16 protein-coding genes are annotated in these 18,639 nt (G+C 67.5%); 6 read left to right on the plus strand and 10 right to left on the minus strand.

Going from position 1 to position 18,639, the window contains the following annotated elements; all coding sequences use genetic code 11:
• The 5 genes from RMO97_RS01600 to RMO97_RS01620 form a co-directional block, all read right to left on the minus strand.
• On the minus strand, nucleotides 1-614 hold a 614-nt coding region (locus RMO97_RS01600), incomplete at its 3' end, for an AIR synthase related protein (RefSeq protein WP_310538809.1).
• A 161-nt stretch (nucleotides 615-775) separates the two neighbouring features.
• Complete coding sequence (locus RMO97_RS01605) at nucleotides 776-1,159, minus strand: metalloregulator ArsR/SmtB family transcription factor (protein ID WP_310538810.1); 384 nt, start codon at nucleotides 1,157-1,159, stop codon at nucleotides 776-778.
• Nucleotides 1,160-1,166: 7 nt separating this feature from the next.
• On the minus strand, nucleotides 1,167-4,409 hold the full coding sequence (locus RMO97_RS01610) for an efflux RND transporter permease subunit (RefSeq protein ID WP_310538811.1): 3,243 nt from the start codon (nucleotides 4,407-4,409) through the stop codon (nucleotides 1,167-1,169).
• Nucleotides 4,406-5,437 carry an efflux RND transporter periplasmic adaptor subunit gene (locus RMO97_RS01615; protein ID WP_310538812.1) on the minus strand — a complete coding sequence of 344 codons (1,032 nt, stop codon included), beginning with the start codon at nucleotides 5,435-5,437 and terminating at the stop codon, nucleotides 4,406-4,408. The genes RMO97_RS01610 and RMO97_RS01615 overlap by 4 nt, the downstream gene beginning before the upstream one ends.
• A gap of 31 nt (nucleotides 5,438-5,468) precedes the next feature.
• Complete coding sequence (locus tag RMO97_RS01620) at nucleotides 5,469-5,798, minus strand: rhodanese-like domain-containing protein (protein ID WP_310538813.1); 330 nt, start codon at nucleotides 5,796-5,798, stop codon at nucleotides 5,469-5,471.
• A 246-nt stretch (nucleotides 5,799-6,044) separates the two neighbouring features.
• Between RMO97_RS01620 and RMO97_RS01625 the strand changes: the two genes are divergently transcribed.
• From RMO97_RS01625 to RMO97_RS01640, 4 genes are all read left to right on the plus strand, one after another.
• Nucleotides 6,045-7,325, plus strand: a complete 1,281-nt coding sequence (locus tag RMO97_RS01625; protein WP_310538814.1) for an FAD/NAD(P)-binding oxidoreductase — start codon at nucleotides 6,045-6,047, stop codon at nucleotides 7,323-7,325.
• Between the two features lie 128 nt (nucleotides 7,326-7,453).
• On the plus strand, nucleotides 7,454-7,657 hold the full coding sequence (locus tag RMO97_RS01630; RefSeq protein ID WP_310538815.1) for a DUF2892 domain-containing protein: 204 nt from the start codon (nucleotides 7,454-7,456) through the stop codon (nucleotides 7,655-7,657).
• A gap of 111 nt (nucleotides 7,658-7,768) precedes the next feature.
• On the plus strand, nucleotides 7,769-9,133 hold the full coding sequence (locus RMO97_RS01635; protein WP_310538816.1) for a phospholipase D-like domain-containing protein: 1,365 nt from the start codon (nucleotides 7,769-7,771) through the stop codon (nucleotides 9,131-9,133).
• A 26-nt stretch (nucleotides 9,134-9,159) separates the two neighbouring features.
• Nucleotides 9,160-9,882 (plus strand): endonuclease/exonuclease/phosphatase family protein, encoded by a 723-nt coding sequence (locus RMO97_RS01640; protein WP_310538817.1) that lies wholly within the window; start codon nucleotides 9,160-9,162, stop codon nucleotides 9,880-9,882.
• A gap of 26 nt (nucleotides 9,883-9,908) precedes the next feature.
• On the opposite strand, the gene RMO97_RS01645 is transcribed toward RMO97_RS01640, so the two are convergent.
• Together RMO97_RS01645 and RMO97_RS01650 are read right to left on the minus strand one after the other, a co-directional pair.
• Nucleotides 9,909-10,202: a hypothetical protein gene (locus RMO97_RS01645; protein WP_310538818.1), complete on the minus strand. Its 294-nt coding sequence runs from the start codon at nucleotides 10,200-10,202 to the stop codon at nucleotides 9,909-9,911.
• Nucleotides 10,203-10,393: 191 nt separating this feature from the next.
• Nucleotides 10,394-13,027 carry a bifunctional acetate--CoA ligase family protein/GNAT family N-acetyltransferase gene (locus tag RMO97_RS01650; RefSeq protein ID WP_310538819.1) on the minus strand — a complete coding sequence of 878 codons (2,634 nt, stop codon included), beginning with the start codon at nucleotides 13,025-13,027 and terminating at the stop codon, nucleotides 10,394-10,396.
• Nucleotides 13,028-13,386: 359 nt separating this feature from the next.
• Between RMO97_RS01650 and RMO97_RS01655 the strand changes: the two genes are divergently transcribed.
• A complete protein-coding gene (locus RMO97_RS01655) occupies nucleotides 13,387-15,909 on the plus strand; it encodes a cation-translocating P-type ATPase (protein WP_310538820.1) in 2,523 nt (840 codons plus the stop codon).
• Between the two features lie 75 nt (nucleotides 15,910-15,984).
• Here the strand turns inward: RMO97_RS01655 and RMO97_RS01660 are convergent, their stop codons facing one another.
• Both RMO97_RS01660 and RMO97_RS01665 read right to left on the minus strand, forming a co-directional pair.
• Nucleotides 15,985-16,935, minus strand: a complete 951-nt coding sequence (locus RMO97_RS01660; RefSeq protein ID WP_310538821.1) for a M56 family metallopeptidase — start codon at nucleotides 16,933-16,935, stop codon at nucleotides 15,985-15,987.
• Nucleotides 16,928-17,296 (minus strand): BlaI/MecI/CopY family transcriptional regulator, encoded by a 369-nt coding sequence (locus tag RMO97_RS01665; protein WP_310538822.1) that lies wholly within the window; start codon nucleotides 17,294-17,296, stop codon nucleotides 16,928-16,930. The genes RMO97_RS01660 and RMO97_RS01665 overlap by 8 nt, the downstream gene beginning before the upstream one ends.
• A gap of 103 nt (nucleotides 17,297-17,399) precedes the next feature.
• Here RMO97_RS01665 and RMO97_RS01670 point away from each other — a divergent pair, with 103 nt between their 5' ends.
• Nucleotides 17,400-17,948 carry a methylated-DNA--[protein]-cysteine S-methyltransferase gene (locus tag RMO97_RS01670; RefSeq protein ID WP_310538823.1) on the plus strand — a complete coding sequence of 183 codons (549 nt, stop codon included), beginning with the start codon at nucleotides 17,400-17,402 and terminating at the stop codon, nucleotides 17,946-17,948.
• On the opposite strand, the gene purQ is transcribed toward RMO97_RS01670, so the two are convergent.
• A complete protein-coding gene (gene purQ / locus RMO97_RS01675) occupies nucleotides 17,945-18,607 on the minus strand; it encodes a phosphoribosylformylglycinamidine synthase subunit PurQ (RefSeq protein WP_310538824.1) in 663 nt (220 codons plus the stop codon). The two genes, RMO97_RS01670 and purQ, sit on opposite strands and share 4 nt — an antisense overlap.
• Nucleotides 18,608-18,639 lie beyond the last annotated feature (32 nt).

Raw genomic sequence — 18,639 nt, forward strand, 5'->3', positions numbered from 1 at the left:
GGCAGGCCGGCGGCGGGCGCGGCCGAGTAGAAGATCTTGTCGGCGTCGGCCAGGCCAACGCACATGGCGTTGACCAGGATGTTGCCGTCGTAGCCCTTATGGAAATTGGTCTCGCCGGCCACGGTGGGTACGCCCACGCAGTTGCCATAGCCGCCGATGCCGCTGACCACGCCAGCCACCAGGCGCTTGGTCTTGGGATGGCTGGGGTCGCCGAAGCGCAGGGCGTTCAGCAGGGCGATAGGCCGGGCGCCCATGGTGAAGACGTCGCGCATGATGCCGCCGACGCCGGTCGCCGCGCCCTGGTAGGGCTCGATATAGGAGGGATGGTTGTGGCTCTCCATCTTGAAGATGCAGGCCTGGCCGTCGCCGATATCCACCACGCCGGCGTTCTCCCCCGGGCCGCAGATCACGCGCGGGCTGGTGGTGGGGAATTTGCCGAGGTGCTTGCGGCTGGATTTGTAGGAGCAGTGCTCGCTCCACATCACCGAGAACACCCCCAGCTCCACCGCGTTCGGCTCGCGGTTGAGGCGTTGGATGATGAGGTCGAATTCCTCGGGCTTCAGGCCGTACTCGGCGGCCGTCTCGGCCAGGGTCTTTGCAGGCTGGGGGCTCATGGCGCGCCTTCTAGCCGGACTCGGGCGCGCACGCGAGGGGGCGGTCGATTCCCAGGTGGACAAGGTTCATGCCGCGTCGGACTGGAGCCCAGATGGTACATCGGGCGCTACGCCCCGGTCCTGGAGTCTCTCTTGACCAAGGTCTGGGACGAGGCGGCCGCCTAGCAGCCAGCGCCCTTGGCCGCCGAGGTCGTCCCACCGCAATAGACGTCGGAAAGCGCGTCCAGGATTCGCATCACCGCCGGATTTTCGAGCCGGTAGTAGATTGTCTGAGCTTCCCTTCGTGTGGCGACCAAGCCTTCAGCCCGCATCTTCGCCAAGTGCTGCGAAGCGGCTGACTGGGCGAGTTTGGCGTGTTCGGCCAGCACGCCGACCGACGCTTCGCCCTTCACCAGGCGACAGAGCAGAAGCAGGCGCTGTTCGCTGGCCAGCAGCTTCAAGAGGCGCGTCGCCGCCTCAGCGCTCTCCTCCAGTTCCGAAAGCCCGGCGGAGGAGGGGCGGTCTGTGACGGTCGTGGTCATCTGCTTAAAGTAGAAGTTGCGCATGTAGGGTTCAAGGGCGGGCTTTCGCGCCTCTGTCAGCGGTCGGAGCGGCGGCCTTGGACATCGGCGCCCCGTCGTCGCGGAGGACCACATAGATGGCGGGGATCACCAGCACGGTCAGGAGGGTGGACGAGGCCAGGCCAAACAGCAGTGAGATCGCCAAGCCCTGGAAGATCGGATCGGTGAGGATCACCGCCGCTCCGATCATGGCCGCCGCCGCTGTCAGCACGATCGGTTTGAAGCGGATGGCGCCGGCCTCCAGAAGCACGTCGCGCAGGGGCCTTCCTTCGGTCTGGCTGTGGCGGATGAAATCCACGAGCAGGATCGAATTGCGGACAATGATGCCCGCGAGCGCGATGAAGCCGATCATCGACGTGGCGGTGAACGGAGCCTGGAAAATAATGTGGCCAATGACAATGCCGACCAGCGTCAGCGGGATGGGCGTCAGGATCACCAGGGGCAGGCGGAAGCTCTTGAACTGAGCGACGACCAGGACGTAGATGCCCAGGATGGCGACCCCAAAGGCGGCGCCCATGTCGCGGAAGGTCACCCAGGTGATCTCCCATTCCCCGTCCCACAGGAGCGTCGGCCGACTCTCATCGTCCGGCTGGCCGTGCATGCGGACTTCGGGCTTGGGCACGTCCTGCCAGTCGCTCTGACGGATGGCCTTTTCGACCGCCATCATGCCGTAGATCGGCGCCTCGTAGGCCCCTGCCAACTCCGCCATGACCAGGTCCACGTCGCGCCCGTCGCGGCGGAAGATGTGGGTCGAACCCGGCTCGTCAGAGGCCGTGGCCACTTCGCCCAGCGAGACCAGGCGCGCGCCGCCCACGCCCTGCGATACGGCGACGGGCATGGCGGCCAGCCCTTCGCCCCAGCTCCGCGCGGTCTGCGGAAGCCGGACGGAGATTTCCAGCGGATCGCGGCTTTCGCCGCGATGGGCGTAGCCGACCACCACACCGCTCAGGGCGGCGGCCACGGAATCGTACACGTCGCGGTCGCTGACCTTGAGCGCCTCCAGACGGTCTCGGTCCGGAAGCAGCCGGAGACCGGGGCGAGCCTGGCCGTAGCTGTCGTCGATATCGACGATGTAGGGCACGGAATGGAAGGCCGCCTTCACACGCTCAGCCACGGCTCGGCGTGTCTGGGGGTCTGGCCCGTAGACCTCGGCCAGCAGGGTCGCCATGACCGGCGGGCCGGGCGGGGCCTCCACCACCTTGATCACGGCGCCTGGGGGCAGGACGACCTTGGCGAGCTTCTGGCGCAGGTCCAGCGCGATCTCGTGGCTTGATCGGTGACGTTCCCCTTTTTCGGCCAACGCCACCGAGAGGTCCCCCATCTCCGGCTTGTTGCGCAGGTAATAGTGGCGCACGAGGCCGTTGAAATTGAACGGGGAGGCGGTTCCCGCATAGGCGTCAATGGCGACCACCTCTGGCAGGCCGCGGGTGACCACCGCGGCGTCGGAAAGGGCGCGTTGGGTGTCTTCCAAGGACGTGCCCTCCGGCATGTCCAGCACCACCTGCAGTTCCGATTTGTTGTCGAAGGGCAGAAGTTTCACGGTCACCGTCTTGGTGGCGAACATGGCGCAGGCCAGGAGCGTGGCCAGGCCCACGGCGATCAGGAAGGTCCACGCGGTTCTGCGCGTGGCGATGACCCGGGAGGCGATACTGCGGTAGAGGGCGCCGAGCTTGCCCTCGTCGTGGTGGGCGCCCCCGCCGAGCGTCTTGCGCGCGAAGCGCACCATCAGCCAGGGCGCGATGACCACAGCCACGAAGAAGGAGAAGACCATCGCCGCCGAGGCGTTGACGGGAATTGGGGCCATGTAGGGGCCCATCAGGCCGGAGACGAACAGCATCGGCAGCAGGGCGGTGACCACCGTCAGGGTGGCGACCACGGTTGGATTGCCGACCTCGGCCACAGCGTCGACCGCCGCGTCGAGGCGGTTTCGACCGTCGGCCATGGCCCAGTGTCGCGCGATATTCTCGATCATGACGATGGCGTCGTCGACGAGGATGCCGATCGAGAAGATCAGGGCGAACAGGCTAACCCGGTTGATCGTGTAGCCGAGCAGGTTGGAGGCGAAGAGTGTCAGGAGGATCGTGGTCGGGATCACCACTGCGGTGACCCCGGCCTCGCGCCAGCCGATGGCGAAGCCGATCAGCACGACGATCGAGAGCGTCGCCAGGCCGAGGTGGAACAGCAGCTCGTTGGCCTTTTCATTGGCGGTCGCGCCATAGTCCCGCATGGTCGCGACGCTCAAGCTATCGGGCAGCAGTGAGCCTTTCAGGGCTTCCACCCGCGTCATGACGGCCTGCGAGACCACAACGGCGTTGGCGCCCTTGCGCTTGGCGATCGCCAGGCTGACCGCTGGAGCCTCGCTCCAGCCCTGGCCGGCGCGCGCGTAGCGCCAGGCGCGCGCCTGATCCTCGCGCGGGCCCTCGATAACCGTGGCGACATCGCGGACGTAGACGGTCTCGCCCTTGATGGAGGGCAGGGCGAGCAGGCCGATCTGGGTGGCGTTGGCCAGTGTGCGCCCGGCCGTGACATCGACGGCCTGGCCGCCATTGCGCACTTGACCGGCTGGGAAGGCGCGGTTGGCCTGGCGGATGGTCTCCATCAGGACCCCCAACGAAACACCATGCTGCGCCAGCCGCGCAGGGTCGGGCTCGACGCGGATCTCCTGGGGGCGGCCGCCGACAATGAAGGTCAAGCCGACATCGTCGACCTTGGCGACCTCGGTGCGCAGCTTGCCTGCCAGCTCGAACAGCGCCTGGTCGGTCCACTGGCCCGCGGCGCCGGGCTTGGGCGACAGGGTCAAGACCAGGCTCGGGACGTCATTGATCCCGCGGGTCTGGATCAACGGCTCGGGGACACCTGCCGGGATGCGGTCATAGTTGGCCCTGATTTTCTCATGGATGCGCACCGCAGCGGCGTCCGGATCTGTCCCAACGTTGAAGCGGGCGGTGACCATCACCTGGTTGTCGTCCGCGAAGGTGTAGACGTGCTCGACCCCGGCCACGCTCCTGACGATGGCCTCCAGGGGCTTGCCGACCAGTTCCACGGCGTCTGGCGCCCGCAGGCCCGACGCGGCGACCATGATGTCCACCATGGGGACGCTGATCTGCGGCTCTTCCTCGCGGGGAATCGAGACCAGAGCTAGCAGGCCGACGGCGATCGCCGCCAGCAAGAAGAGCGGGGTCAGCGGCGAGCGGATGGTCGCCTTGGTGAGTCTTCCCGAAATCCCCAGGTTCACGGGGCGCTTCCCGCTGGCGTCAAGACATCGCCGGCTCGCAGGCCGGCCAGCACTTCAACCGTGTCGGCCGAGGGGCCCGCCGTGGTCTGAACGGGACTTTCGGCGATCGTCTGATCGGCGCGGACGAGCCGCGCATAGTCGACCCCGAAGCGGGTGGCGATGTAGCGCCGCGGCACGACAAGGGCCTGCCGCGCCCCGACCTTGACCTGGGCTCGAACGCGCTGGCCGACCAGGTTCTGCGGCAGCCCGGCGGCGGAGACGTCGGCCACCACCTGCCCCCCGGTCACCGAAGGATAGACCTGGGAGATCCTCCCTTCGCTCACGGTCCCACCGAGGTCTTCCGCCGAGAATTGGACGGTCTCCCCGACCTTCAGCGCGCCGGCCTGCCCCTCGGGCAATTCGAGCCGCACGACCATGGGCCCGGCGGTTATGGTCGCTAAGGTTTGGCCTGAGGTCACGACGGACCCGACCGGCACGTTCGCCACGAGAACGCGGCCAGCGGCGGGAGCCAGGATCACGCCCTGCTGGCCGAATTCGGCGCTGGCGTCCCGCTGGGCCCGGGCGGCCGTCAGACTGGCGTTTGCGGCCTTGGCCTGGGCCTCGACCTGTTCGAGGCGGGCCTTTGCATAGACGCCGCGATCGAAGAGTTGGCGCGTGCGGTTCAGATCGGCGTTGGCGCGCGCTGCTTCAGCGGCGGCGGCGGCGACCTGGGCGGAGAAGGCGCCCGTCTCCAGGGTGAGGCGATCGTCCTTGATCCGGCCAATGACCTGACCCTTCCGGACCACGTCGCCTTCCCTGACGGAGAGATTGATCAAGACCCCGGAAATCCTAGCCCGGGCTTCGGCCATATCGCGGGTGGTCAGTGTCGCTGGGACCGGCCTTAGGTCAGCGACAGTCTGACTCTGAAGCGTCAAGCGACCCTGAGTTGGAGCGGTCTGCGGCGGTCGGACGCTGGGTTCCGATTCCCCACAACCGGCCAAGGTCAGGGCCGCTCCCATGGCGCCAATCAGATAAGGCCTGGACCGCATGGGTCACCTCCGAGGATTTCTTGTGGAGGGGTCAGCCGCGGATCGTCGGGAGGCCCGCAGCCTTCCAGGCCGCGAGTCCGCCGGCCAGGTGTGTCTGGATGGCGGTGTTCGCCTTTTGGCACTTGTCCACGGCCATGGCCGAGCGTTTTCCACCCGCGCACTGCAGTACGACTGTCTTGCCCGCTGCGTCTGGCAGTGTCGTGGGGTCGAATGTCGAGAGGGGCACGTTCAGCGCGCCGGCGATCTTCTCGGCCGCGAACTCATCGGGTTCCCGCACATCGATCAGGAGAATCTCACGGGCGTCGAGCGCGGCTTTCACCTGCTGAGGCGTGAGGTCTTGGGTCTTGGAGGCGGTGAACATGGAAGAGCTCCTTAGGAGGGGAAGGCGACCGGGTCTCCGCCGGCGCGGGCCTGACCGCACGGCCGACGGGGTGCGCTGCAACGCCGGGATGGACAGGTAAGTGCATACATGCGCATATGCGCTCTCGCTCATGGTGGGTTAAGTGCTGCGAAGGTCAAGGTAAACCCGAAACCCGCTGGGCGACGTGATCTGGGTCAATGCAACTCGAGGAACAGGAGGCGACGTTCGCCTCAAAGGGAGACCCCTATGAGCATGCCGCGTATTGTCATCCTGGGCGCTGGGCTGGGCGGCGCTATCGCCGCCTTCGAGATCAAGGCCGCCGTCGGCGACAAGGCGGAGGTGAGTGTGGTGTCGCAGGGGGACACTTTTAGCTTTGTCCCCTCCAACCCGTGGGTCGCCGTCCACTGGCGCAAGCGCGCGGCGATCGAGGTCAAACTGCCGCCGGTGCTGAAGAAGCGCGGTGTCGCCTTCACGGGCGTTGGCGCCAAACGCGTAAGCCCCGCCGAGAACCAACTCCAGCTGAACGACGGAACGACTGTCGATTACGACTACCTGGTCATCGCCACAGGACCCGACCTGGCCTTTGACGAGATTGCGGGGCTCGGACCCGGCGCCGGCTTCACCCAATCGATCTGCCACATCGACCATGCCGAGGCCGCCGCCGCCGCCTTCGACAAGTTCGTCGAGAATCCGGGCCCGATCGTGGTGGGGGCGGTGCAGGGCGCCTCATGCTTCGGGCCGGCCTACGAATTCGCGATGATCCTCGACACGGAGTTGAAGCGCAGAAAGATCCGCGACCGGGTGCCGATGACCTTCGTCACCTCTGAACCCTATGTGGGCCATCTTGGCCTCGATGGGGTCGGCGACACCAAGGGCCTGCTCGAAAGCGAGATGCGGAACCGGCACATCAAGTGGGTGACCAATGCCAAGGTCAGCCGCGTGGAGCCTGGCATGATGCACGTCGAGGAGATCTCTGACGACGGATCGGTCAAGACCACCCACGAGCTGCCGTTCGCCTATTCCATGATGTTGCCGGCCTTCCGTGGGGTCGACGCTGTCCGCGGTGTCGAGGGGCTGACAAATCCGCGCGGCTTCATCCTGGTCGACAAGCACCAGCGCAATCCAACCTTTCCGAACGTCTTCGCGCTCGGTGTCTGTGTCGCCATCGCCCCGACCGGTAAGACGCCCGTGCCGGTGGGCGTGCCCAAGACCGGGTTCATGATCGAAAGCATGGTCTCGGCCATCGCCGAGAACCTCGGCGCGCTCATGGACGGCAAGGCCGCCGCTAGTGAGGCCACGTGGAACGCCTTCTGCCTCGCCGACTTCGGCGACGGCGGCGTGGCCTTCGTGGCTCAGCCCCAAATCCCGCCCCGCAACGTCAACTGGTCCGCCAGCGGCAAGTGGGTCCATTTGGCCAAGGTTGGGTTCGAGAAGTATTTCCTGGGCAAGATCAAGCGCGGTGAGAGCGAGCCCTTCTACGAAAAGCTGGCCCTGGAGGTGATGGGGCTGCGGAAAATCAAGGGCTGAGCCGTGATCGTCAGTCTTGCCTGAGTCCGCGCCGCCGCTTTCGCTGCTCAGGACCGATCAGATTCTCGCCTGGACGCGCCAGGCCCCCGCCGGGGTGCAAGCCCGGGTGCCCAGAAAGGAAGTTGAACATGACTCTTGATCGTGCGGTCCTGGCCTTCGCCGGGTGGGTTGTCCTGCTAGGCGCGGCGCTCGCTCACTATGTGCATCCCTGGTGGATCGCTCTTTCCATCTTTGCCGGCCTCAACCTGATCCAGGCCGCCTTCACAGGGTTTTGCCCGGCCGCGATGGTGTTCAAAAAGCTCGGCGTCAGGCCTGGGGTTGCGTTCCGTTGAACTGGAGCCGTGGGCATGCCCTCGGCCATCCTCTCATACTGGTGATGGCTGCAAGAGATGACGGTCCTCATTCCCGGTCACACCTGCTGGCGGACCGAAGAGGCGCAACGAGTGGCCCTGCTCGTGGACAACGAGAACTACTACGCCGCACTCCATTCCGCCCTGCTTGCGGCGAACCACTCCATCCATATTCTCGGCTGGGCGTTCGATCCTCGCACCCGTCTCGCTCCGGACGGGATGGAGGGGCCTGATGATCCCGACGAGATCGGCCGAATTCTCGTCGAACTATGCCGCGCCAAGCCTGGGCTCGCTGTCCGCATACTTGTCTGGAAATCGCCATTCGGCGCCCTGGGACATCAGGACGTGCGCGGCCACCGCGCCAAGCGCCGGTTCGCCAGGACCCCTGTCGACTTTCGCGAGGTCCGCGACCTGCCGGTCGGGGCTTGTCACCATCAGAAGGTGGTCGTGATCGACGACCGGCTGGCGTTCTGCGGTGGGGGCGACATCGCCACAAACCGATGGGATAGCCAAACCCATGGCCATGTCGAGCCTCGCCGGATACTACCCAGCCGAGCGCCCCATCCGGCACGCCACGAGGTGATGATGCTGGTGGACGGGCGAGCGGCAGGGGCGCTCGGGGCGCTGTTCCGCGAGCGATGGAACAATGCGACGGCGCAGGTTCTTCCCAGAGTCGGGCCGAGGTCCGAGGGCGCCTGGCCCGCCTCCGCGCCCACGCACTTCTCAGATGTTGAGGTGGGTATCGTGCGCACGCAGCCAGCTTGGCGCGGCCGCCCGCTTGTGGACGAGGTTCGGCGTCTCACCCTGGCCTGCATCGCAAGCGCCCGGCAGACCATCTATCTTGAGAACCAGTATTTCACCTCCCACCGCGTGGCGCGGGCCCTGGCCGCTCGACTTCGCGAGCCAGATGGGCCTGAGGTTGTGCTGCTGGTGACCGGGCGAGCCCCCAGCTGGTTCGACCACCTGACGATGGACTACGCGCGCAATCCGCTGGTCCGGGGGTTGCAGGCTGCAGACCCATTCGATCGGTTCCGGGCGGTCTCGCCCGTGACATCAGCCGGCGCGCCCATCGTCGTTCATTCCAAGGTGGGGGTGTTCGACGACAGCGTCCTGCGGGTCGGGTCCGCCAATCTCAATAATCGCTCCGAGGGCTTCGACACCGAGTGTGATCTGGCGATAGAGGCCAAGACGAGCACTGACCGCGCAGCCATTGCTGCATTCCGGGATCGACTGATTAGCCACTATCTCGCTGTCGACGCCGACAGGTTCGCGCAAGCCAGGATCGCCGGGGGTGGTGTCGTGGCCGCCATCGACGCCCTCAATGACGCTGGCCGGCTCGCGCCTCTGGCCATGGGCCCACCCACATGGTGGGAGGAACTTGTCTCCAGTCGCGGGCTGGGCGACCCGTCCTGCGTGGCGGAAAACTGGCGGCTACGTCGAGCCGAGGCGTTCGCATGACGCTTGTGAAAGCCCACCCAGCGCCGATGAAGCTGCTGACCTGGAACGTCCAAGCCGGCATCGGCACAGGCCGCTATCGCGACTATCTGTTGCGCGCCCACCTTCAGCTTGTCCACGCCCGCTCAAAAACGGCGATCCTGCAGAACATCGCACGCGAGATCGCGGCCTACGATGTCGTGTGCCTGCAGGAGGTCGATCTGGGAGGGCGGCGCGCCGGCTATCGCTCGCAGGTCGATATCATCGCCGCTCTCTCCGGCCACGCGCACGTCGCGGTTCAGGAAAACCGCAGGATCCCCGGTATTTCGCGGCACGGGAACGCGATCCTCAGCCACTGGCCGATGACGCGGGTGCGCGATCTGAAGCTACCCGGACAGGTCGCCGGACGCGGTTGCCTCGTCGCCGACATTGCCGGCCCTCACGCCGTCACGATCGCCTGCCTGCATCTGAGCCTCGGCCGAGCTGACCAGATGCTCCAACTGACCGCCGTCTCGGAGGCGCTGCGCGGCGCCCAGGCCTGGGCCGCCATGGGTGACTTCAACTGCGTTGGCCATGGCGCGCCGTTGGAGGCGTTCTGCGAGGCCACTGGCGGCCGCATCCAAGGGCCGGCCTTACCTACCTTCCCGGCATGGCGACCACGCTGGGACTTCGATCACATCGTCGCCGGAGGCGACCTCTCGGTAATGCACTACGCCTGTGAGCCGGCGACCTTTTCTGATCATCGTGCTGTGTCCGCCGAGGTGGCCGTCTGACCGGCGGCACGTGGCGCCTCACGGCCTCAGGCGTCGCTGAGAAGCGGCATACGCAGGCCCGCGTCCCGCAGCCGCACGCCGGCCGCAAGGCCGTAAACCTCGGCGCTGTCGAGCATCAACCGCCACCCTGCGTCGATGACAGCGGTCGGCCCGGTCGCTGTGGCGAGGCGAAGCCAGTAGTCCCGCCACAGGCCATAGCTGGCCGCCCATACCTCCATAACCTCCTGCTGCTGAACGGCGGCGCCCTGGAGCACGTCGTCAGGAGGCGGGGCGCAAGGCGAGGCGTTGTCCTGGGATATGATCGGGGTCGTTACGGTCATAGCGGAGCCTCCTGATTGCTTCGATCCTCGCCCAGGACGTGTGTGGCGCCCTTGATCTCGATCAAGGTGCAGCGCGTGCGGTCGAGGAGCCACAGTCCGAGGTTGTTCAAAGCGTGGCCTCTCGTGAGCCCAGTCTGATGAGAATGGCGCCGGCGCGTTGGACACGCCGTCGCCGTGCGACGCCTTCCAGCCTAGGTCGTGAGCGCCTTCGTCACGCGCAGCTGGGTGGGATCCTCGGTGCGCTCGCTCGCGAAGCCGAACGCCCTGGCCATGTCGAGCATGGCATGGTTGCTCGCAGCCACCGCCCCCCATACCGAGCCGATCTTGCGCGCGCGGGCGTGGTCCAGCAGGGCTGAGAGCAGGGTTCGTCCCAGACCGAGGTCCTGCATGTCGCTGCGCACCAGGAGGGCGAACTCCGCGCTTGCGCCGTCTGGGTCGCTGGCGAGGCGCGCCACGCCCAAGAGGGCGCCGTCGGAGCGCTCCGCGACGAGGGCCATTTCTCGATCATAGTCGATCTGAGAGAGCCGCGCCGCCCAGAGTGGCGGGAGCCGGGAGAAGCCGCCACCGAACCGCAAGCGGACATCTTCGGCCGAGCTCGACGCCACGAGGGCGATCAAGCCCTCGGCGTCCTGGGGCAGGATCGGGCGGAGAGTGAGCGTCTGCTCGCCGAGAGACGCCGGCTGCACCAGGCCGTGGGGATAGGGGCGGATGGCTGGCGGCGCCTCAGGTCCCGCGCCAATTCGGATCCGCGCGTCAAGGGCGAGCACGCCTGAGGCGTCGGCGAGCAGGGGATTGATGTCGAGTTCCAGGATCTGGGGAATGTCGGTGGCCAGGCCCGCGAGCCGCACCATCACATCGGCGATCGCGTCAAGATCGGCGGGTGGCCGATCGCGGTATCCTGCCAGCAGGGCTGAGACCCGGGTGCGCCCGATCATGTCCTTGGCCAACAGGTTGTTGAGCGGCGGCAGTCCCAGCGTGCGGTCGGCCAAGACCTCGGTTGAGACCCCGCCGTGGCCAAACAGCACCACAGGTCCGAAGGTCGGATCGCGGGTGATGCCGAGCAACAGCTCCTGGGCGTGCGGGCGCGAGACCATCAGCTCGACCACGAAACCTTCCAGCACCGCCTGGGGGGCGAACGCGGTCACACGCGCCAGCATGTCCTCAGCGGCCTGGCGCACCGCGGCCGCGGACAGGTTGAGGGTGACGCCGCCGGCGTCGGACTTGTGGCTGAGGTCGGGAGACACGATCTTCAGCGCCACCGGCGCCCCGAGCCTGGCGGCGATGACCGCCGCTTCGGCCGGCGTCCGGGCGATCTCGCTTGCGACGGTGGGGACGCCGTAGGCCTCCAGCACGGCGCGCGCTTCACTATCGCTCAGTGAGAGCCGACCGTCAGACAGCGCGGCGTCGATGATCTGGCGCGCCACCTCCGGCGCCTTGGGCGTGGGGGGCGCGGCGGGGGTCTGCATCAGCTGAGTCTTGGTCCGTCCATGCTCCACCAGATGCATGAAGGCGCGAACCGCCTCGTCGGGTGTCTCATGCGTGGGGATGCGCGCGTCGGTCAGCCGACGGCGTCCCTCGGCGACGGCTGTCTGCCCAAGCCAGCATGTGAGGACAGGCGGTCCCGGCTCCTCCCGGGCGTTGGCGGCGATGACCGCCTCGGCGGCCTCGGTGCTGTCGGCGACCGCGGTGGGGCAGTTCATGACAAGGACGGCGTCAACGCCGGGATCGCGCAGCACGGCCTCGAGGGTGGCGCGGTATCGAGCGGCGGTCGCATCCCCGATGATGTCGATGGGATTGCTCTTTGACCAGGTGGGCGGAGCCAGTTTGTCGAGGGCTGAAATGGTGGCGGGGCTCAGCGTCGCCAGCCGGCCGCCGCGCGCCTCGAGTGCGTCCGCCGCCATCACGCCGGCGCCTCCGCCGTTGGTGAGGATCGCCAGTCGGTCGCCTTGAACCTTCAACCCCACGTCCAGGGTGGAGACAGCGTCGAAGAGTTCACGCAGTTCGCCGACGCGAAGCATGCCCGCCCGCCGGAAGGCGGCGTCATAGACCGCGTCGGCCCCTGCGAGGGCTCCCGTGTGTGAGAAGGCGGCCTTGGCGCCCGCGGCGCTGCGGCCAGACTTGATGACCACGACGGGCTTGGTTCGAGCCGCGACACGTCCGGCGCTCATGAACTTCCGCGCGTCACGGATACTCTCGACGTAGAGCAGGATCGCGTGGGTTTCGGTATCCAGGGCCAGGTAGTCCAACAGGTCGCCGAAATCGACATCGGCGGCGTCGCCGATCGTGACGATATGGGAAAAACCGACGCCGTGGGCGTCCGCCCAGTCAATGGCCGCCGCCGCCACGGCGCCGGACTGGGCGACGAGCGCGAGGTGGCCAGCCGCCGGCGCGAGGTGTGCGAAGCTGGCGTTCACGCCCCGTGCTGGGGAGAGGAAGCCCAGGCAGTTGGGGCCCACGATCCGCAACAGGGCGGGACGCGCTGCGTCGAGGGCCTGCTGGCGCAGGGCGCCGTCAAGGCCCGCCGTGATCACCACTGCGGCTCGGCACCCGCGCCCGGCGAGTTCGGCGATCAGGCCAGGAATGGTCGCCGGGGGTGTGGCGATCACCGCGAGGTCAGGGGTGACTGGCAGCTCGGCGATGCTGCGATAGGCGAGGGTTGAGCCGATCGCCCCGGCGTGCGGATTCACCGGCAGCACGGGCCCGGCGAAGCCTCCGCCAAGAAGGTTGCGCGCCAGCACCTGGCCTACCGATCCGGTCTCGTTGCTCGCGCCGATCAAGGCGATCGCGCGCGGCTGGAACAGGGCGTCAAGATTGCGGGTGGTCATGAGGCGATCGTCTGCGGAGGGCTCATCGGCTCGACCAGGGACAGAATTCCCTCTTTCTGAAGTCCTGAGCGACGAGGACGTTGCGCATGGCGAACCCTTAGCGGACCTGAGGGTTCAAACTAGTGGCTCGGCGGAGCCCGGCGTTTGATTGGGATCAAGGGGGCCACTCTCAGCGGGTTCGAGAGGCTTCTGGGGCATGACCTGCGTCAAAGCCGGTCCGGCAAAGGCGCGATACTAGCTTGAGGCCGCACCGGGCGGTGCGCGGCGCAGCCCTGGCGGCTCTCCGCGAGGAGAGGACCGAGGCCCCGCTCCGAGACTCATAGTTGCGTTCTAACGAGATCAGGACCGGACCTCACCCTATGGACGCTCCGCTCCTCACTGGTCTGACCACGACCGAGGCCCGGCGCCGCTTCGAGGTTAGTGGTCCCAACGACCTGCCAACCGCCGGCGGGCGCACCTTGGGACGGATTGTCCTCGAGACAATGCGCGAGCCGATGTTCCTGCTGCTGACCGGGACGGCGGGTCTCTATCTTTTTCTCGGAGACCTTGGCGAGGGGCTGTTCCTGCTTGGCGGCGCGGCGGCGACCATCGGTCTCGTGATCTTCCAGGAAGCGCGGAGCGAGCGTGCGTTGGCCGCGCTGCGGGACCTCGCGCAGCCCCAAGCGCGGGCGCTACGGGACGGCGTCCAACGACAAATCCCGGCCCGCGAGCTTGTCCCTGGCGATATCCTGTTGATCGGGGAGGGCGAGCGGCTTCCGGCCGATGGCGCACTGGTCGCCGGCGACGTCCTGAGCGTGGATGAATCCGCCTTGACCGGGGAGTCCGCGCCCGTGTCCAAGCAACCCGCCGTGGGCGGCATGCCCACCCTTGTCGAGCCCGGCGAGGGCGCGGAGTCCGGTTCATCCCTGTACAGCGGCACACTCGTGGTTGGCGGGCAGGGGGTCGTGCAAGTGTGCAGCACGGGCGCGGCGTCGGCCTTGGGGCGGATCGGCAGATCTCTGGCCGGCATCCGCCAAGAGCCTACCCCCTTGCAGAAGACCGCCCGCCGGCTCGTGGGGATCCTTGGCCTGATGGCGCTCCTCTTCTGCGTCGTGGTCGCGGTCGCCTACGGAATGCTGCGGAACGATTGGGTCGGCGGCGTCCTCGCCGGGATCACCGTTGCGATCTCCTTGATTCCGGAGGAGTTCCCAATGGTGCTGGCCGTCTTCATGGCCCTGGGCGCCTGGCGTCTGGCCAACCACCAGGTTCTAACCCGCCGCAGCGCGGTCATTGAGACCCTCGGCGCCACCACCGTCCTTTGTGTCGACAAGACCGGCACCCTGACTGAGAACCGGATGGAGGTCGCCCGGATCTGGGCCGATGACGTCGACTTCGACCTGGCGAGCCGCGCTCGGTTGGTCGGACCGCCCGCCGACCTGGTCCGCTGCGCCGCCATGGCCTCCGCAGTTCGTCCTGTTGATCCCATGGACAAGGCCGTGCGGGCCCTATGCGAAGCCGCGGTCCCCGGACCGCCGCCAGCGGAAGGCGAGCCGGAGCGGGTCTGGCCGCTTCGCCCGGAATTGCTGGCGGTGATCCAGCTTTGGCGGCTGCCGGACGGGGCGCGGCTCGCCGCCGCGAAAGGTGCGCCAGAGTCGATCTTCCGCCTTTGCCGCTTGCCCGAGGCGGACGTGACCCGGCTACAGGTGGTCATCGAAACCTACGCGCAGCAAGGCCTGCGCGTGCTGGGGGTGGCGTCAGCGCGGTCGGTTGGCGTCTTCGCCGAAGACCCCCGCGACGTTTCGTTTGAATTCCGGGGACTCCTGGGGTTCGTCGATCCCTTGCGGGCCGAGGCGGCCGCCGCGCTGAAGGAGGCGCGGGCGGCAGGCATCAAGGTGATGATGATCACCGGCGACCATCCCGCCACCGCGCTTGCTATCGCCCGCGTCGCCGGCATCGACACTGAGGCCGGGGCCCTAATGGGAGCTGAGCTCGCAGCCCTTAGCATCGACGACCTGCGAGAGCGCTTGAGGGCCGTGCGGGTCTTCGCGCGAATCCTGCCCGAACAGAAACTGCGCATCGTGGAGGCGCTGAAGGCCAACGGTGAGGTGGTGGCGATGACGGGGGACGGCGTCAATGACGCGCCGGCCCTGGAAGCTGCGCACATTGGGGTGGCCATGGGCCGGAGGGGTACAGACGTCGCGCGGGAAGCTGCTGACCTTGTTCTGCTTGATGACAGCTTCGCCTCGATCGTCGGCGGGGTCCGGCTGGGACGCCGAATCTTTTCCAACCTGCGCCGCGCCCTCATCTACATAACCGCCATCCACGTGCCGATCGCAGGGCTTGCCCTGGCCCCCATCCTGCTCGGCTTGCCCCCGATGCTGCTCCCCATGCACGTCGTGATGCTGGAACTGGTGATCGATCCAATCTGCTCACTCGTGTTCGAGTCCGTGCCCAGCGAGGCGGACGCCATGTCCCGGCCCCCCCGGAGGCCTAAGGAGGCGCTCTTTGGCGGGACCCAGATCGCCACAGCGCTCCTGCAGGGCGGCAGCCTGCTGGCGGGCATACTGGCTCTCTATTGGTTTGGGCTCACCCATGCCCTGGCTCTGGAGCCGGAGGTACGTGGAGCTTCTTTCCTGGCCCTTGTCGTGGGCAACCTCGTGCTGGCGCTAAGTGACTCGACGTCCTCGGGACCGGTCTTCGGGGCTGAGCGTCGAACCTACTGGGTGATCGCGGGCGCCGTCGTGGCGGGATTGACGTTCGTGCTCGCCTTCGCCCCCGTCGCGAGCCTATTCGATATGTCTGCGCCGGGACCAGGCCTGTTGGCGCTCGCCCTGGGGGTGGGCGTGGTTGGGGGCGGGTGGACCCGGATCGCGACGCGCGGCCATCGCAGACTGAAGACCTGAGGCGTCGAGATCGCTCGCCGGCTGCGATCCTTCACCGCTCGGGGAGAACCTCGAAGGCGAGCATGCAGTTGAGTCCTAGCGCGCCGCCAGGGTCAACGCCTTCACCTGGTCCGGGGTCATTGAGACCACCACAACGGTGGCGCGCGTGTGCCGCTTGGCCACCTGATTGGACAAGTCCAGCCAGCGGACATGGGGCGGAGACGGGGGTTGGGCGGCCCAGGCTCCGAATCCTGCCGCGCAGGACAGGGCCGAGACGATGCAGAAGCCTGCCATGGCTCGCGTGTGGGAGGGCCGCGCCTGTTTCAGCATCGCCACCCGGGCCTCCAGGGGATGGCGCGAGGGCGCGGGCCAGTAGCAGCCGAAGGGCAGGGGCGTGGCGGCAAGCTGAGTCTTCAGCATGGTCTGGGCGTAGAGCCGCCGATCGCCCGGCCGCCGCGCCATCACCGTTGCGTCGCAGGCCAGCTCCTGATCCAGGCGCAGGTGGTAGGCGGCGATATGTACCAGGGGGTTGAACCAGTTCAGGCCCTGGAAGAGCGCAACCCAGGCGTTGGCCTTGGGATCCCCACGGTCGATGTGGGCCCGCTCATGGGCGCGGACCAGGGCGCGTTCCTCGGGGCTGAAGCGCGCCTCATGGTCGGCGGGGGTGACGATGCGGGGCGCGATCACGCCCACCACCGCGGGCCCCGCCGCGCCGGCCTTGGCCCGGCGCAGGAAGCGCCATTGGCCGAGAACCATCAGGGCCAGGGTCGCCACAGCCCCGGCCGCCCAGATCATTATGATGTCTGACGCCGCCTCCGGCTGAAGGAAGGGGATCGAGCGGGGCAGGGAAGGATGGGCGGCGCCGGCGGGCGCCTCGGCCGCGGGGATCAGGCTGGCGCCGAAGGCCAGCGGCACGATCAGCCACAGGCGGTAGGCGATCTCGGCGCCGAACACCCGCCGGGCCGGCAGGCGGACGGCGAACACCAGGAGGATGGTCAGGCTGGCGGCGAGGTTGGCCCGCAGCAGGTCGGCGATCAGCTCAGTCATCGTCGTCCAGCTCCGCGATCAGCTTCTTGAGGCGCGCGATCTCTTCGGGTTTCAGCTTCCGGTTCTGGGCGAAGTGCGCAACCAGCGGCGCCAGCTGGCCCTCGAACAGGCGGTCGAGCAGGCCCTGGCTCTCGTCCTGCACGTAGTTGGCGTGGTCCACGAGGGGCACATACTGGTGGCGGCCATCGACACGCTCGGACTTGATGGCTCTCTTCTTCAGCAGCCGGTTGATGAGCGTCTTCACCGTCGCCTCGGCCCAGGGCTGGCGGGCGCGGACATCAGCCACGATCTCGTCGGCGGTCAGTGGCGTCTTGCGCCACAACGCCTGCATGATCTGACTTTCGGCCTCGGTGATGTTCATCGGACTACGCTTGTAATTTGAGCTGAGGCTACGCGCCTCCCGCTCCAAGTCAACAGGGCCGAATCTCGCCAGTGCGACTCTCTCGTTCTGGTAGACTCTGGGTATGTCAGAGCTCGGCTACACCCTCTTCGACACCGCCATCGGCCGCTGCGGTCTGGCCTGGGGCGAGGCCGGCATCGTCGCCGTCCGCCTGCCGGACGCCTCCGACGAAAAGGCGCAGGCGCGCTTCGAGCAGCGCTTTCCCGGCATCGAGGCGCGCGATCCGACGCCGGACATCGCCAGGGCCATCGACCGCATCCGAGGCCTGCTCACCGGCGCCAAGGACGACCTGGCCGACATCGTCCTGGACATGAGGGCGCTGAGCGATTTCCAGCGGGCGGTCTACGCCATCGGCCGCGCCATCCCGCCGGGGCAGACCCTGACCTATGGCGAGGTCGCCCGGCGCCTGGGTGATCCCACCGCGGCGCGGGCGGTCGGCGAGGCCATGGGCAGGAACCCGTTCCCGATCATTATGCCCTGCCACCGCGTCCAGGGCGCAGACGGCAAGCTGGGCGGCTTCTCAGCGCCGGGTGGCGGGGTGACGAAGCTGAAGCTGCTGGAGATCGAGGGGGCGACGTCGGTCGACGCCCTGCCGTTGTTCGCGGGCCGCTAGGCGCTGGCGAGCGCGCTCTGGAACAGGATCGCGCCGTCGGCGGAGCCCAGCTCGGCCTCGAAGGCGCGGTCAGGGTGGGGCATCAGGCCGAGCACATTGCCCCGCGCATTGACCACGCCAGCGATCGCGTTGGCCGAGCCGTTGGGATTGTCCTGATAGCGGAACGCCACCTGGCCCTCCCCCTCGATGCGGGCCAGGGTGTCGGCGTCGGCGAAGAAGTTCCCCTCGCCATTGCCCACCGTCATGGTCACCTGTCGGCGACCGGCATAGCCGGCGGTGAAGCGGGTCTGGGCGTTGGTGACTTCCAGCTCGACCGGCTTGCAGACGTACTTCAGGGCTTCGTTGCGCAGCAGGGCGCCGGGCAGCATGCCGGCCTCGCAAAGCACCTGGAAACCGTTGCAGATCCCGACAGTGGCCACGCCGCGCTCGGCGGCCAGCTTCACATCGCTCATGATCGGCGACAGCGAGGCCATGGCCCCACAGCGCAGGTAGTCGCCGTAGGAGAAGCCGCCCGGCAGGACGATCAGGTCCAGGCCGTGGGGCAGGGCGGTGTCGCCGTGCCAGACCATGTCGACCGTCGCGCCCGTGGAGCGTTCGATAGCGACCTTGCAGTCACGGTCGCAATTGGATCCCGGGAAGACGATGACAGCGGCTTTCATGGCGGGGTTCCTAGACCGGTTTGAGCGATATT

It is taken from the genome of Phenylobacterium sp., assembly GCF_031425575.1.
Lineage (GTDB): Bacteria > Pseudomonadota > Alphaproteobacteria > Caulobacterales > Caulobacteraceae > Phenylobacterium.

What these genes read in the sequence shown, in the direction of transcription:
- RMO97_RS01615 (WP_310538812.1), bottom strand. Translation starts at nt 5,437, where the DNA reads ATGCGGTCCAGGCCTTATCTGATTGGCGCCATGGGAGCGGCCCTGACC.
- RMO97_RS01630 (WP_310538815.1), top strand. Translation starts at nt 7,454, where the DNA reads ATGACTCTTGATCGTGCGGTCCTGGCCTTCGCCGGGTGGGTTGTCCTG.
- RMO97_RS01655 (WP_310538820.1), top strand. Translation starts at nt 13,387, where the DNA reads ATGGACGCTCCGCTCCTCACTGGTCTGACCACGACCGAGGCCCGGCGC.
- RMO97_RS01650 (WP_310538819.1), bottom strand. Translation starts at nt 13,027, where the DNA reads ATGACCACCCGCAATCTTGACGCCCTGTTCCAGCCGCGCGCGATCGCC.
- RMO97_RS01670 (WP_310538823.1), top strand. Translation starts at nt 17,400, where the DNA reads ATGTCAGAGCTCGGCTACACCCTCTTCGACACCGCCATCGGCCGCTGC.
- purQ (WP_310538824.1), bottom strand. Translation starts at nt 18,607, where the DNA reads ATGAAAGCCGCTGTCATCGTCTTCCCGGGATCCAATTGCGACCGTGAC.
- RMO97_RS01605 (WP_310538810.1), bottom strand. Translation starts at nt 1,159, where the DNA reads ATGCGCAACTTCTACTTTAAGCAGATGACCACGACCGTCACAGACCGC.
- RMO97_RS01625 (WP_310538814.1), top strand. Translation starts at nt 6,045, where the DNA reads ATGAGCATGCCGCGTATTGTCATCCTGGGCGCTGGGCTGGGCGGCGCT.
- RMO97_RS01645 (WP_310538818.1), bottom strand. Translation starts at nt 10,202, where the DNA reads ATGACCGTAACGACCCCGATCATATCCCAGGACAACGCCTCGCCTTGC.
- RMO97_RS01620 (WP_310538813.1), bottom strand. Translation starts at nt 5,798, where the DNA reads ATGTTCACCGCCTCCAAGACCCAAGACCTCACGCCTCAGCAGGTGAAA.
- RMO97_RS01660 (WP_310538821.1), bottom strand. Translation starts at nt 16,935, where the DNA reads ATGACTGAGCTGATCGCCGACCTGCTGCGGGCCAACCTCGCCGCCAGC.
- RMO97_RS01640 (WP_310538817.1), top strand. Translation starts at nt 9,160, where the DNA reads ATGAAGCTGCTGACCTGGAACGTCCAAGCCGGCATCGGCACAGGCCGC.
- RMO97_RS01665 (WP_310538822.1), bottom strand. Translation starts at nt 17,296, where the DNA reads ATGAACATCACCGAGGCCGAAAGTCAGATCATGCAGGCGTTGTGGCGC.